The sequence below is a fragment of the Pseudomonas sp. Yb2C2 genome, from assembly GCF_052112325.1.
Lineage (GTDB): Bacteria > Pseudomonadota > Gammaproteobacteria > Pseudomonadales > Pseudomonadaceae > Aquipseudomonas > Aquipseudomonas marginalis.
The window spans coordinates 48,024-61,691 of the sequence record NZ_JAVAJK010000025.1; the positions used below are offsets into that span (position 1 = coordinate 48,024).

Here is a 13,668-nt window from a genome sequence, read left to right on the forward strand (position 1 = left end):
TGGGGAATTTTCCTACTGAGAGCGTCCTTTTACCATGGCCGCTTCCCAGTGCACACGGAGTTGTCCCCGATGAAAGCCATTACCTTGCAAACCTACGGCGGCCCTGAAGTCGCCCAATTGCGCCATGACGTCCCCAAACCCCAGGTGTTGGCCGGGCATGTGCTGGTCAAGGTGGCGTGCGCCGGGATCAACTTCATGGATATCCATACCCGCCAGGGCAAATATGCGCAGTCGTCGACCTATCCGGTGCGCCTGCCCTGCACCTTGGGTATGGAGGGCGCCGGCGTGGTGGTGGAAGTCGGCGCAGGCATCAGCCATTTGGCCGTCGGCGACCGGGTGGCGTGGTGCATTGCCTGGGGCGCCTTCGCCGAGTACGCCCTGGTGCCCGCGGCCAGGGTGGCGCAGATTCCCGGTGCCATCGCCTTCGATCAGGCGGCTGCGGCGATGTTTCAAGGCTGTACCGCCTACTACTTGATCGAGGATGTCGCCAGGTTGCAGGCCGGCAGCACCTGCCTGGTCCACGCTGCGTGCGGCAGCATCGGCCAGTTGCTGGTACAGATGGCCCGGCGCTCAGGCGCCACGGTGTTCGCCACCGGCAGCACCGCTGAACGATGCGCCATTGCCCACGAGCGCGGGGCCCACCAGGCCTGGGTCTATGACGGCGGCCGATTTGCCGAGCGGGTGTTGGAGGCCACGGGCGGGCAGGGCGTGGATGTGGTCTTCGATTCGCTCGGCAAAAGCACCCTGCGTAACAGCTTCCGCGCCTGCCGCACGCGCGGCCTGATCGTGAACTACGGCAATGTCTCGGGTTCGTTGACCGATCTCGACCCGATGGAACTGGGGGAGGCGGGCTCGCTGTTTTTGACGCGCCCCCGGCTGGCCGACCATATGGCCGACGGCGCCACCGTACAACGGCGTGCCAACGCGGTATTTGCGGCGATGCTCGAAGGTACGTTGACGGTGGCTATCGAAGGGCATTACACGCTGGAAACGCTGCATCAGGTACATGAGCGCATCGAAGCGCGGCAACAGATCGGCAAGGCTGTGGTGTGGGTGGACCGCGACCTGCATTAATCGAAGACGAAAAAAAACCGGCTGATCAGGCCGGTTTGGGGTGCCCCGCGAACAGTGCGGGATTAAGCGTGGTTGTCCAGCAGGCGATCGGCACCGCCTTCAACAATACCGCGTTGCTGCAAACGATCGGCACCGCCTTCGGCCAGGCCACGTTCCTGCAAGCGATCAGCGCCACCTTCGGCAACGCGGTTGCCTTGCAGGCGATCGGCGCCATCTTCGGCGAAGCGGTTGCCTTGCAGGCGATCGGCGCCATCTTCGGCGACGCGGTTGCCTTGCAGGCGGTCGGCGCCATCTTCGGCGACGCGGTTGCCTTGCAGGCGATCAGCGCCACCTTCAACAATACCGCGTTGCTGCAAGCGATCAGCACCACCTTCGGCAACACGACGTTCCAGCAAGCGATCCGAGCCACCTTCGGCAACACGACGTTCCAGCAGGCGATCCGAGCCACCTTCAGCAACACGGCTTTCGATCAGGCGATCCGCGCCGCCTTCAGCAACAACAGGGTGGGCAAATGCGTTTGCAGCGAGTACCGAGAAAGCGAGGCTAAGCAAGATTTGGCGTTTCATGATGGTGTGCTCCGAGTGTTTTAGTTGGGTGTTGCCTGGTATGGGTTTGATGTTACGCGTTGCATTTTTTAAGAGAACTTCATTGGGCTGATGGTGACTATCGATGCCAGCGATGGCCCGTTTCAAAGGGCCATCGCCGAGCCGGTCACGGCATCTGTGGCCGTTCCTGAGGGCGCAGGTCGAACACCAGCACCTCGGCATCCTGGCCCTGGCTCAGGCGGATTTGCCGCTCATCGCGCACTCGGGCACCGTCGCCTTCCTGCAAGCGCTGGCCGTTGATGTCCACGCTGCCCCGAGCCACATGGATGTACACGTGGCGATCCGGCGGCAGGTCGAGGGTCGCGACTTCGTCGCCGTTGAACAGCCCGGCGTACACCCGGGCGTCCTGGCGCACGGTCAGGGAGCCGTCGCTGCCGTCCGGCGAGATGATCAGTTGCAGGCGCCCTTGTTTCTGCGCCGCGCTGAAGTGCTCCTGTTGATAGCGCGGCTCGGCACCGGCCACGGCGGGCACGATCCAGATTTGCAGGAAGTGCACGCCACGGGTCTGGCTGTGGTTGAACTCGCTGTGGGCCACGCCGCTGCCGGCGCTCATCAGTTGCACATCGCCGGGGCGAATCACCGAGCCGGTGCCCAGGGTGTCCTTGTGTTCCAGGGCGCCTTCAAGCACATAGGAGAAAATCTCCATGTCGCGGTGCGGGTGTTGGCCGAAGCCTTTGCCGGCCGCGACGCGGTCGTCGTTGATCACCAGCAGGTCGGAAAAACCCTGTTCATCGGGGTTCCAATAGTTGGCGAACGAGAAGGTGTGGAACGACTTCAACCAACCGTGATTGGCGGCGCCGCGTTCGGAAGCTTTGCGAAGGGTCAGCATGGTCTTGTCCTCAAGTGAGCGCGGGCTGCGAGATGCAGGGCGCTTGCGTTGAGAAGAAGGTTACTGGCAACCTGAAAATTCATTAAGAAGCTGAAATTTGAATAACTGTCTCCTTGAGATTGACAGTAAAAGCCATGCCATAATGCCTTTCGCTTTCTTCCCCTCGATGGATGCTTCCCGTATGAAAACCGTGGCCATGGCGCTGTTCCCGGACTTCCTCCTGCTTGACATGGCCGGGCCGCTCGAAGTGTTTTCCATTGCCAACCGCTACCTGCCGGCGGCGGAGCATTACCAGATCCTCACCCTGGGTACCGAGCCCGGTCCGTTGCGCGCCTCCAATGGGGTGCTGGTCCAGACTGACCTGCTGCTGGACCAGGCCCAGGCGGCTTATGACCTGCTGCTGGTGCCCGGCGGCCCGGGTGCCTATAACGAATGCCATCCGGCGCTGCTACCCTGGCTCAAGGCGGCGGCGCCACGGGCGCGGCGCTTCGGCTCGATCTGCACCGGCGCCTTTGTGCTGGGCCACGCCGGGCTGCTCGACGAACGCCGCGTGACCACCCACTGGCACTACACCGAGCGCCTAATCAAGGCCTTCCCCAAGGCCATCGTCGAGACGGATCGCATCTACCTGCAGGACGGGCGGTTGATTACCTCGGGCGGGGTCACCGCCGGTATCGACCTGGCGCTGTCGATCGTCGCCCAGGACCATGGCAAGCAAGTGGCGGTGGATGTGGCCAAGGTGCTGCTGGTGGTGATGAAGCGCCAGGGCGGCCAAGCCCAGTTCAGCCCGATGACCGCGTCCGTGGCACCCCAGGAAACCGCGATCACCCGGGTGCAGAACCATGTGCTCGCCCATCTGGACCAGCCCTTTACCATCGAGTCCATGGCCGAGCTGGCCGGCATGAGCCCGCGCCACTTTGCCCGGTTGTTCGCCAAGGACGTGCAGATGACGCCCATGGCCTTCCTGCAGGGCGCGCGCATCGACCGCGCCCGGCAACTGCTGGAAACCACCGACCTGCCGCTCAAGACCGTGGCGTTCCACGCAGGCTTCGGCAGCGTGCGGCACATGCGCTTTCTATTCAGTGAAAAACTCGGCCTCAACCCGACCCAATATCGCCAGCAGTTCAGTTAACGACAGGATGTCCGTCTCGCGCACCCGATTGTCCGTATCGCTCCCTGTGCCAGCATTGCCCTGTTACAGGTAGCTGGCAAGATAAGGTCGAGCCCATGGAAAAGGATGCGCGGAAGCCCAAGATCGGGCGTTTCAGCGCGATTGCAGACATGAATATGCCTCAGGCGATTGACGCGGATAGCACGGTGCGCTTCGGTGACTATGCCTTTCATCGGCAGCAGCGGCTGGTGAGCAAGGCGGGTTGGCCGGTGCCGTTGGGCGGGCGGGCTTTGGATATTCTGGCGGTGCTGCTGGAGTCGCCAGGGCAATTTATCAGCAAGGCCACCCTGATCGAGCGGGTCTGGCCGTGCAGCGTGGTGGAAGAGAACAACCTGCGGGTGCACATCGCCGCACTGCGCCGTGCCCTTGACGGGCAACGCTTGATTATCAACGACCCCCAGCGCGGTTACTGCTTCGCCGCCCCCGTGCGGGTCGCGGCTGCCGCGGTGCTGCCCCGGCATAACCTTGCCCCCCGGCTCAGCCCGCTGATCGGTCGCGATGAACTGCTGGGCGTGCTGGTGCGGCGGGTGTCCGGGCAGCGCCTGATGACCCTGACCGGGTGCGCCGGCGTGGGCAAGAGCACCTTGGCCCTGGCCCTGGCCGAGCGCGTGTTGCCGCGCTACCGCGACGGTGTGTGGTGGGTCGACCTGGCCACGGTGGAGGCGCCGCTGATGATGCTGCGCCACCTGGCCACGATCCTGCATCTGGAACCCAGCGGCAGTGTCACGCAGTTGTGCCGCCAGTTGGTCTCCCGGCAATTGCTGCTGGTACTCGACGGCGCCGACCTGCTGCTCGGTGCCTGTCGACATCTTTTGCGGGCGCTGCGCGAAAATGCGCCCCAGGTCAGCGTGCTGGTCAGCAGTCGCGAAGCGTTGCAGGCCCCAGGCGAATGGGTGCTGCGCGTGCCCCCGCTGGGCGTGCCGGCGCCGTCGGCGCTGGGCAGTGTTGAACAGGCCATGGCGTTCCCCGCCGTGCAACTGTTCGTCGCCCGGGCATGTGCCGGCCAACAGGGCTTTGTGTTGCGCCGACAGGACCTGGCGCCGTTGCGGGACATCTGCCGGCGCCTCGACGGTATTCCCCTGGCCCTTGAACTGGCGGCCGCCCAAGTGGATGCGCTGGGCGTGCGCGGTCTACAGGCGCAGTTGCACAGTGGATTGCAGGTACTGACCCGGGGCCGCCGCACAGCGGTGGAGCGCCACCAATCCCTGACCGCGGCCCTGGACTGGACCTACGAGCGCCTGAGCCTGCCGGAGCGCTGGCTGTTCCTGCAACTGAGCCTGTTCAAGATGGCTGTGACCTTGCCCACCCTGGGTAAGCTGGTGGCCGGCACCGAGCTGGAACACGCCGATTTGTCGTACCTGCTCGGGCGGCTGGTCGGCACCTCGCTGCTGAGCCTCGAACCCGGTCCGGGGTATCCGCGCTATCGTCTGCTCAACAGCGTGCGCAGCTATGGCCTGGCACTCCTGCGTAACCCGCAGCAGGTGGCGCGTTTGCAGCAGGGTTATGGGCATTACCTGGGAGCGTTTTCAGGCCGGCCGTTTGTCCTGCAACTCGTCGAGCAGGCGGCGTACGCGGACTAGGTCCTGGGTGGCGAAGCCTTCGCTGAATCGCGCGTAGACCGAACCCAGCAGGTCGCGAGCAGCCTGCACACGACCCTGCTGTTGCCACAGCCGCGCCAAGGAGTCCGCACAGCGCAGTTCCCAGGCCAACGCGCCTTGCTGGTGTGCCAGGCCCAGGGCTTCGAGCAGCAGCGCCTCGGCCCCGTGGGGATCGGCCATGGCCTCGGCGCGAACGCGCAGGATTTCCGGGCTGCACCAGCCGGCGGCACCGCTCCGGGCGCGTTCGAACAAGGCCTCATCCACTGCACGGGCGTTGAAGGTCACCAGGATGTCTGCGACCAGCCCCAATCCCTGCACATCGGCGATCTGCGCCGTGCCTTCGTAGCATTGCGCCCAGGTGTGGAACAACTGCACCGAATGCTTTTGCGCCTGCTGTAGCAGCAGGTCCAACTGGTCGCGGGCTGCGAGGGTGTCGCCGTTGTAGTGGGCGATGACCACCCCAGCCAGGGCCAGGGTGTAGCAAATCGATGTGCCGTGGTTGATCTGCAACGCCAACTCCAGCGCCTGGCTTGCGGTGCGCCACGCACGTTCGGGAAAACCGCGCAGCCACAGGATGCGCGCGAGGATGGTCAACGAGGCCACGCTCTGGTCGTACTGCACGCCAAAGCCGTGGGTAAACCGGTTGAGATGGCCGCTCTGGGCCATGCGCTGGATCACCTGTTCGGCATTCTGCTGCGCCAGTATCTGATTGCCGGCGAAGTGCTGCGCCAGCACCCTCAGGCGTTGGGCGCTGAGGGCCAGCAACGGCTCGGCCTGAGGTCCCAACCGGTCGAAATGCAGGCTTTGTTCCAGGGCCTCGCGGTAGTTGCCGCCACACAGGCTGACCGCCATTTGCCCCGACACCGCGCGCAGTTGGCCGACCAGGTTGCTGTCGGCTTCGGCCAGGCGCCGTGCATGGGCAAAGGCTTCGATGGTCTGCGGCGTACCGCCCTGGATGTGATAGGAAAAACTGCCGAAGGCCAACTGCAGGGCCATGTTCAAGTGCGGGCTCGGCGTGCTCGATTGCCCCAGCCGCGCCAGTGCCTTGCCCACATACAGGCCGTGTTCGCGCAGCAGCGACAGCTCCTGCCACAACGGCATGGCGCTGACGGTGAGACGAATGCCCAGCAGGTGCACGCCCTGGTCGCCCAGGCCCCAGTCGAGGGCGGCACGAATGTCTTCGCGCAGCGGCGCATAGCGGTCGATCCAGGTTTGGGTGGCGGTCTGTTCCCAATCGTCCTGCGCCTGGTTCATCAGCACCAGGCAGCGCCTGGCGTGTTGTTCACGGGTGGCGTCGAGTTCATTGGCAACGCTGAGTTTTTCCAGGGCATAGGTGCGGGTGATGTCCAGCAGGCGATAGATCACCTCGTCATCCCCGGCCTCCACATTGAGCAAGGATTTCGCCACCAGCTGGGTGATCGAACCCAGCACCTCGGCCGGTGCAACCTGTTGCCCGGCGATTACCGCCGCCGCACTGGCCAGGCTGAAACCACCGCGGAACACCGCGAGGCGACGCAGACAGATCTGCTCGCAGCCGGTGAGCAATTCGAAGCTCCAGTCCAGGGTGGCACGCAAGGTTTGATGGCGGGGCAGGGCGCTGCGTCGGCCACGGGTGAGCAGGCGAAAGTTGTCTTCCATCTGCACCAGCAGGCCGGGCAGGCCGAAGCGCTCGATCTGCGCGGCCACCAACTCGATTGCCAGGGGAATGCCGTCCAGGCGTTGGCAGATATCAATGGCCAGGGGCAGTTCGGCTTCGCTCAGTTCAAAGCTGTCCTGATGGGACATGGCCCGCTCGATCAGCAGTTGCAGGGCTGGATAACCCAGGGCCTGAGCGCGGTTACCGGTGGCGGGCGGGCAGGCCAGGGGTTCCAGGCGCTGCACCGACTCGCCCTCGGCGCGCAAGGCCTCGCGGCTGGTGGCGAGGATGTGCAATTGGGGCGCGTGGCGCAGCAGGGCCTCGCTGATCAGCGCGATGTCGTCCAGCAGGTGTTCGCAGTTGTCGATCACCAGCAGCAACTGGTGCTCCTGCAGGCGGCGTGCAAACACGGGCAACGGTTCGTGCTCGGTGTGGGTGAGGTCGAGGAGCGCGGCGAGATTGGGCAGGATCATCGACGGCGCGCTGAGAGGCGCCAGGTCCAGCAGGCGAATACCGTCGCGGTAATGGCCGATCAACAATTCCGCCACGCGCAAGGCGACGGTGGTCTTGCCGATGCCGCCGGCGCCGGTCAGGGTGATAAAGCGCTGCTCGGGCAGCTGCTGTACCAGGCTGTCGATCAGGGCCTGGCGGCCAAGCATGCGCGTGCGTCGCAGCGGCAGGTTGTGGCTCGGGCGTTGGGGGGCGCCTTCGGTCGGTAGGCTCATCGGCTCGATGCTCAGTGGCGCCACAAAACTGTAGCCACGTTGGGCCACCGTAACGATATAGCGCTGCCCGGCCTGGCCATCGCCCAGGGCCTTGCGCAGCGCCGCCATGTGCACCCGCAGGTTGCCGTCTTCCACCACGCTTTTGGGCCAGACCCGGGCGATCAGTTCCTGCTTGCTCACCACTGTGCCGGCCTGCTCCAGCAGGATCAGCAGGATGTCCACGGCCCGCCGTCCCAAGCGCAATGGGCGACCGGCCTCCAGCACCAGGCGCTGGTGCGGGTGGATACGGTAAGGGCCGAAATGCACGGCCTGGTCGCGTGGGGCACTCATGGGTGGCCATGCTCTGGGAAAAGTAAGCGGCCAGCATATTCCAGGTGCATGCAGACCACTAGGCAGCGATCTCTTGAGGCTTGTGACGCAGTTGGTGATTTCGCCAGGTCATCGGGTTGACGCCCTCGCTGCGCGTGAACATATGGCAGAAATGCGCCTGGTCGCAAAACCCGCACTCCAGGCTGATTTGCGTGAGGCTCAAGGAGGAGCCGGTGATCAGTTCCTTGGCCCGCTGGATGCGTTGCTGGCGTATCCATTCCTGGGGCGACAGCCCGGTGGTGCACTTGAATGCGCGGGAAAAATGGCTGCGCGACAGGGCGCAGGCCTGGGCCAGGTCGGCAATCGCCAGGCTTTCGCCGAGGTTGGCGAGGATCAATTGCTTGGCGATCCGTTCGCGCCGGGGGCACAGGCCGCCGGTGGCGGATAAGCGAGGAGCACAATACGCAGGTCGGGCCATGACGGATATCCGCAGTCGATGGGAGCGTTCCCGGTGAATGGATGCAGTGTAGACCGGCTCATTTTTGGCGCCCCACCGTCTGGCTGGCGAGTTAATCGTTGTTAATTTCGCCAGGTTCGGTCACGAAAAAGACAGCACAGGCATGCAATCCAGGCAGTGTTTTGCCTGCTTAGCTGGCAGCCTGCTAACCGTTTGGATACCGCCATGAACCGCAACGACCTGCGCCGCGTCGACATGAACCTGTTGGTGATTTTCGAAGCGCTGATGTTCGAGAAGAACCTGACTCGGGTCGCCGAAAAGCTCTTCATGGGCCAACCGGCGGTGAGTGCGGCATTGGGCCGGCTGCGAGATTTGTTCGACGACCCGTTGCTGCTGCGCAACGGCCGGGGCATGGAGCCCACGCCACGCGCCGTGGCGATACTCAAGGAGCTGCAACCGGCCATGGACACCATTTCAGGCGCAGTCAGCCGCGCCAAGGATTTCGACCCTTCCACCAGCTGTGCGGTGTTCCGCATCGGCCTGTCCGACGACGCCGAGTTTGGCCTGTTCCCGCCGTTGCTCAGCCAACTGCGCGAAGAAGCGCCGGGCATTATCGTGGTGGTACGCCGCGCCAATTACCTGCTGATGTCCGCATTACTGGCCAGTGGCGAGATCTCGGTGGGCGTGAGCTACACCACTGAACTGCCGGCGAATGCCAAGCGCAGGAAACTGCGGGACATTCCCTGCAAGGTGCTGCGCGGGGATGGCGGCGTCGAACCGCTGACCCTCGACGATTATTGCGCACGGCCCCATGCGATGGTGTCGTTCTCGGGGGACTTGAGCGGCAATATCGACCTGGACCTGGCCCGTATCGGCCGTGCCCGGCGGGTGGTGCTGGCGGTACCGCAGTTCAGTGGCTTGCGGGCGCTGCTGGCCGGTACGCAGATTATTGCCACGGTGCCGGACTATGCGGCGTGTGCGTTGACCGAGGGCACGGCGCTGCGGGCAGAGGATCCGCCGTTTGCGATCGATGCGGCGGAGTTGTCGATGGTGTGGAGTGGGGTGCATGACAATGACCCGGCGGAGCGGTGGTTGAGGGGCAGGATTGCGCAGCATATGGCGGGAGGGGGGTGAGCTTGGTGGCCTCTGGACCGACCGGAGTTGTTCCGGGTGTACTCGGTAGAAATGTGGAAGGGGCTTGCCCCCGATGAGCATCAGTATCTACACAACTTCTTTCAGCGGTCTGTGGCGAGGGAGGCCGCCCAGCCTGTAAACAGGCTGCGCTTTCGCGCAGAGAACATGCCGATAAATCGGCAAATAATTTATTTTTAAAATTAATGAGATAAATTTTGTTCTATAAGAGCTTGCTCCCGTGGCGGCCTTCGGGCCGACCGTTTTTTTGGAGTTTTAGCGAGTACATATCCGTTGCTGCGGTAACGGCGGCTTAGGGTTCCGCTCTTACAGCGGGTCACTTTTGGAAGAGCGCCAAAAGTAACCAAAAACGCTTCGCCCCAACACTCGGCACCTCGCCTAGGCTCGGTGTGCCCTCACTCCGGCTTTGGAGCGTGGGCCGCCGCGATGGGCCATCCATGGCCCAGCGCGGCTAACCCGGCGTCCTGCCGGGTTACCCACGCTCCAAAGCCTGCGTTCGGCCAGCGTGTTTGACGGGGCGATTTGAGATCAAAAGCCAAAGCGCGGCGGCCTTAGAGCCGACCGGAGTTGGGTCTGGTGTACTGGGTTAAAAATGTGGGAGGGGCGGTGCGACGATTCGACTTGCCCCCGATTGCAGTGGGTCAGTACCAAATCCATCAACTGACACTCCCTCATCGGGGGCAAGCCCCCTCCCACATTTGGATCTCCATCCAGCAGGTAGACCTCAGCCTGCTTTTGCTCTGCTTTTGCTCTGGCTTTTGATCTTGATCCTAGGCGCCCCGTCAACCACGCTGGCCGAACGCAGGCTTGAATCCGTGGGTAACCCGGCAGGACGCCGGGTTAGCCGTCCTGGGCCAGGGATGGCCCATGACGGCGGCCCACGGATTCAAGCCGGAGTGAGGGCATACCGAGCCTAGGCGAGGTACCGAGTGGTGGGGCGAAGGCCTTTTGCTTACTTTTGGGCCTTTCCAAAAGTGAGCCGCCGTAAGGGCGGAACCAATATCAGCCGTGACCGCAGCAACGGATATGTACTCGGTCAAACCCAACGACATGGTCGGCCCGAAGGCCGCCACGGAAGCAAGCTCCCTCGCCACAGACCACTGAAAATTGTGTAGATACCCATGCCCCCGATGAGGGCGTGTCAGTTGATGGATTTGGTACTGACCCACTGCAATCGGGGGCAAGTCGAATCGTCGCACCGTCCCTCCCACATTTGATCTGCATACATCAGGTATGCCGTTACCTGAATAACGGATATGTACTCAGTCAACTCAACCCCGACTACCGGCTCTTGTAAGAAATTTCCCAGAGGAGTACAAATGTACTCCATGACGACCCTGACCCCCCGCCGCACCGCCATCCTGACCTTTATCCGCGACCGTATCGCGCAGCAAGGCCAACCCCCCAGCCTTGCCGAGATCGCCGAGGCGTTCGGCTTTGCCTCCCGCAGCGTCGCGCGCAAGCACGTCGTGGCCCTGGCCGAAGCCGGTTTCATCGAGGTCAACCCCAACCAGGCGCGCGGCATTCGTTTGCTCAACCAGCCCCCGCGCCCGGAGTGGCTGGATGTCCCTGTACTCGGCCGAGTGGCAGCCGGCCGGCCCATCGGCGCGGATGCCGACGTGCACAGCCGCCTGCAACTCGACCCCGCCACTTTTGCGAAAACCCCGAATTACCTGTTGCGGGTGCAAGGCGATTCGATGATCGAAGACGGCATCCTCGACGGCGACCTGGTGGGTGTGCGCCGCAGTGCCGAAGCCTTGAACGGGCAGATTGTGGTGGCGCGCCTGGACGGCGAAGTCACCATCAAGCGTTTCGAGCGCAGTGGCGAGCGTGTGCGTCTGCTGCCGCGTAACCCCGCATACGAACCTATCGTGGTCGGCCCCGACCAGGACCTGGCCATCGAAGGGGTGTTCTGCGGCCTGGTGAGGCAAGGCTGATGGGCGCCGTGGTTGCACTGGATACGCTGTTCAATGGCGGCCGCGTCTGGAAAGGCCGGCCTGTCGCGCCTCCGGCCAGCGTGCAGCCTACGGGGCTGGCGGCGCTGGATGCGGTGCTGCCCACGGGCGGCTGGCCGGAGTCGGCCTTGAGCGAAATCCTGATGGCCAGGGACGGTATCGGCGAACTGCAACTGGTGCTGCCGACCCTGGCGCGATTATCGGCGGCGGGGGAGCGCATTGTGCTGGTGGCGCCGCCCTATACCCCGTACCCCCACGCATGGCAGAACGCCGGGGTGGATTTGCGCCAGCTGTCGGTGGTCCAGGCCGAGGCGCGGGATGTGCTGTGGGCGGTGGAACAATGCCTGCGCTCCGGCAGTTGCGGCGCGGTGCTGTGCTGGCCGCACAAGGCGGATGACCGCGCCTTGCGTCGCTTGCAGGTGGCCGCGGAAACCGGGCAGACCCTGGCGTTTGCCTGGCGCGCCTTGAGTGAAGCGATCAACCCTTCGCCCGCCGCCCTGCGCCTGGCCGTCGAGGCCAAACCTGCCCGGGTGCGGGTGCTCAAGTGCCGGGGTGGCTTGGCTCATCCGGCGCCGATTGCACTGGCGGGGCACTGAGGTTGCCATGCGCTGGGTGTGTATTGTCTTCCCGCAATTGGCGCTGGACGGGGTGCAGCGCCTGCACCCCGAGCCCGACCAACCCCTGGCGCTGCTGGCCGGCACACCGCAGCGGCGCGTGCTGCAAACCGTCAATGACGCCGCCCGCGCACTGGGCCTGCGCCCGGGGCAATCGCTGACGGCCGCCCATGCCCTGGCCAAGACCTTTGCCAGTGCCGAATACGACCCCGTGGAGATCGAGCGCTGGCAGCAGTTTCTCGCCGCCTGGGCCTACCGCTTCAGCTCCCAGGTCAGTGTGTATTACCCGCGTGCCTTGCTGTTCGAGATCGAATCGAGCCTGGGCCTGTTCGGGCCCTGGCCTCGGTTCGAGGCACGCCTGCGCCAGGAGTTGACCGAGCTGGGCTTTCGTCACCGTATCGTCGCCGCGCCCAACCCGGCGGCGGCGCGGGTGCTGGCCAATCTCTACGATGGCCTGGCCGTGGCCGATGAGGATGCGTTGCTCCAGGCCCTGGCGCCATTGCCCATCGACCGCGCCGGCCTCGACCCGCAGGCGGCCACCGCGTTGTCGCGCATGGGCCTGCGTACCCTGGCCCAGGTGCAGGCGTTGCCCCGGCACACCCTGGCGCGGCGCTTTGATGCCGGCCTGCTCAAGCACCTCGATGCCTTGACCGGGCAACGGCCGTTGGCCCTGGCGTTCTATCAGCCGCCGGACCAGTTCGATGTGCGCATCGAGTTGAATTTCGATGTGCAATCCCACCAGGCCTTGTTATTCCCCCTGCGCCGTTTGACCGGCGACCTCTCGGCGTTCCTCTGCGGCCGTGACAGTGGCGTGCAGCGTTTCGACCTGCACCTGGAACATGCCGATGCACCGGACAGTGTGATCAAGGTCGGCCTGCTGAGCGCCGAGCGTGAGCCGGCGATGCTGTTCGAACTGGCCCGTGGGCGCCTGGAGCACGTGCAAGTCACCTCGCCGGTGCGTGGTTTTCGCCTGGTGGCCCAGGACCTGCCGGTGTTCGTGCCGCAACGCCAGGACCTGTTCGACGATCGCCCGCAACAGACCCTGCCGTGGGAACAACTGCGCGAACGCCTGCGTGCACGCCTGGGGGATGAGGCGGTGCAAGGCCTGCGCTTCCATGCCGACCATCGCCCCGAATGCGCCTGGCAAATGGCGGCGGATAAAAGCCCGTGCGCCACCTTGAACAAGGTGCGGCGTCCCGGCTGGTTGCTTGACGAACCGACCTTGCTGGCCGAGCAGGGCGTGCAGATCCTCATGGGCCCGGAACGCATCGAATCAGGCTGGTGGGACGGTGCCGATATTCGCCGCGACTACTACCTGATCCAGACCCGAGCCGGCCAGCAAGGCTGGGCCTATCGCTGCGTGGGGCAAAGCGATGGGCTGTGGCTGCAGGGCTGGTTCGCATGAGCCCCCATAGGCTGCAACCGGCCCTCTGTAGGAGCGAGCTTGCTCGCGAAAAACCTAAGGGCACCGCGATGACCCAGGGCTCCCGCGTCATCGTTAACGCGCTTCGCGAGCAAGCTCGCTCCTACAGGCGGCGGTGGC

11 protein-coding genes are annotated in these 13,668 nt (G+C 64.4%); 7 read left to right on the forward strand and 4 right to left on the reverse strand.

Translation table 11 applies throughout. The annotated features are described in order from the left end of the window. Nucleotides 1-69: 69 nt before the first annotated feature. A complete protein-coding gene (locus tag Q8X51_RS27125; RefSeq protein ID WP_407694839.1) occupies nucleotides 70-1,074 on the forward strand; it encodes a quinone oxidoreductase family protein in 1,005 nt (334 codons plus the stop codon). Nucleotides 1,075-1,136: 62 nt separating this feature from the next. On the opposite strand, the gene Q8X51_RS27130 is transcribed toward Q8X51_RS27125, so the two are convergent. Together Q8X51_RS27130 and Q8X51_RS27135 are read right to left on the reverse strand one after the other, a co-directional pair. Beyond that, nucleotides 1,137-1,640: a phage infection protein gene (locus Q8X51_RS27130; protein WP_407694838.1), complete on the reverse strand. Its 504-nt coding sequence runs from the start codon at nucleotides 1,638-1,640 to the stop codon at nucleotides 1,137-1,139. 145 nt (nucleotides 1,641-1,785) lie between these two features. Further along, nucleotides 1,786-2,508 (reverse strand): pirin family protein, encoded by a 723-nt coding sequence (locus Q8X51_RS27135; protein WP_323147513.1) that lies wholly within the window; start codon nucleotides 2,506-2,508, stop codon nucleotides 1,786-1,788. Between the two features lie 181 nt (nucleotides 2,509-2,689). Between Q8X51_RS27135 and Q8X51_RS27140 the strand changes: the two genes are divergently transcribed. Both Q8X51_RS27140 and Q8X51_RS27145 read left to right on the forward strand, forming a co-directional pair. Next, nucleotides 2,690-3,640, forward strand: coding sequence for a GlxA family transcriptional regulator (locus Q8X51_RS27140; RefSeq protein ID WP_407694837.1), 951 nt, complete (start codon nucleotides 2,690-2,692; stop codon nucleotides 3,638-3,640). 95 nt (nucleotides 3,641-3,735) lie between these two features. After that, the gene (locus Q8X51_RS27145) at nucleotides 3,736-5,259 is read left to right on the forward strand and encodes a winged helix-turn-helix domain-containing protein (protein WP_407694836.1); all 1,524 of its coding nucleotides are present in this window, start codon (nucleotides 3,736-3,738) and stop codon (nucleotides 5,257-5,259) included. On the opposite strand, the gene Q8X51_RS27150 is transcribed toward Q8X51_RS27145, so the two are convergent. Beyond that, complete coding sequence (locus Q8X51_RS27150) at nucleotides 5,206-7,968, reverse strand: ATP-binding protein (protein WP_407694835.1); 2,763 nt, start codon at nucleotides 7,966-7,968, stop codon at nucleotides 5,206-5,208. The two genes, Q8X51_RS27145 and Q8X51_RS27150, sit on opposite strands and share 54 nt — an antisense overlap. Before the next feature lie 58 nt (nucleotides 7,969-8,026). Further along, entirely contained in the window at nucleotides 8,027-8,425 is a 399-nt protein-coding gene (locus Q8X51_RS27155) for a helix-turn-helix domain-containing protein (RefSeq protein ID WP_090403294.1), read from the reverse strand. A 204-nt stretch (nucleotides 8,426-8,629) separates the two neighbouring features. Here Q8X51_RS27155 and Q8X51_RS27160 point away from each other — a divergent pair, with 204 nt between their 5' ends. The 4 genes from Q8X51_RS27160 (at nucleotide 8,630) to Q8X51_RS27175 (ending at nucleotide 13,530) form a co-directional block, all read left to right on the forward strand. Further along, nucleotides 8,630-9,538, forward strand: coding sequence for a LysR family transcriptional regulator (locus Q8X51_RS27160; protein ID WP_407694834.1), 909 nt, complete (start codon nucleotides 8,630-8,632; stop codon nucleotides 9,536-9,538). Nucleotides 9,539-10,875: 1,337 nt separating this feature from the next. Next, complete coding sequence (gene lexA, locus Q8X51_RS27165) at nucleotides 10,876-11,493, forward strand: transcriptional repressor LexA (RefSeq protein ID WP_407694206.1); 618 nt, start codon at nucleotides 10,876-10,878, stop codon at nucleotides 11,491-11,493. Beyond that, nucleotides 11,493-12,107 carry a translesion DNA synthesis-associated protein ImuA gene (gene imuA / locus Q8X51_RS27170; protein ID WP_027608658.1) on the forward strand — a complete coding sequence of 205 codons (615 nt, stop codon included), beginning with the start codon at nucleotides 11,493-11,495 and terminating at the stop codon, nucleotides 12,105-12,107. Before lexA ends, imuA begins: the two co-directional genes overlap by 1 nt. Nucleotides 12,108-12,114: 7 nt before the next feature. Continuing rightward, nucleotides 12,115-13,530, forward strand: a complete 1,416-nt coding sequence (locus Q8X51_RS27175; protein ID WP_407694205.1) for a Y-family DNA polymerase — start codon at nucleotides 12,115-12,117, stop codon at nucleotides 13,528-13,530. The last annotated feature ends 138 nt before the right edge of the window (nucleotides 13,531-13,668 follow it).

Bases quoted from the DNA above. Each gene is read 5' to 3' on its own strand.
- Q8X51_RS27125 (WP_407694839.1), top strand. From the start codon at position 70: ATGAAAGCCATTACCTTGCAAACCTACGGCGGCCCTGAAGTCGCCCAA.
- Q8X51_RS27130 (WP_407694838.1), bottom strand. From the start codon at position 1,640: ATGAAACGCCAAATCTTGCTTAGCCTCGCTTTCTCGGTACTCGCTGCA.
- Q8X51_RS27135 (WP_323147513.1), bottom strand. From the start codon at position 2,508: ATGCTGACCCTTCGCAAAGCTTCCGAACGCGGCGCCGCCAATCACGGT.
- Q8X51_RS27140 (WP_407694837.1), top strand. From the start codon at position 2,690: ATGAAAACCGTGGCCATGGCGCTGTTCCCGGACTTCCTCCTGCTTGAC.
- Q8X51_RS27145 (WP_407694836.1), top strand. From the start codon at position 3,736: ATGGAAAAGGATGCGCGGAAGCCCAAGATCGGGCGTTTCAGCGCGATT.
- Q8X51_RS27150 (WP_407694835.1), bottom strand. From the start codon at position 7,968: ATGAGTGCCCCACGCGACCAGGCCGTGCATTTCGGCCCTTACCGTATC.
- Q8X51_RS27155 (WP_090403294.1), bottom strand. From the start codon at position 8,425: ATGGCCCGACCTGCGTATTGTGCTCCTCGCTTATCCGCCACCGGCGGC.
- Q8X51_RS27160 (WP_407694834.1), top strand. From the start codon at position 8,630: ATGAACCGCAACGACCTGCGCCGCGTCGACATGAACCTGTTGGTGATT.
- lexA (WP_407694206.1), top strand. From the start codon at position 10,876: ATGTACTCCATGACGACCCTGACCCCCCGCCGCACCGCCATCCTGACC.
- imuA (WP_027608658.1), top strand. From the start codon at position 11,493: ATGGGCGCCGTGGTTGCACTGGATACGCTGTTCAATGGCGGCCGCGTC.
- Q8X51_RS27175 (WP_407694205.1), top strand. From the start codon at position 12,115: ATGCGCTGGGTGTGTATTGTCTTCCCGCAATTGGCGCTGGACGGGGTG.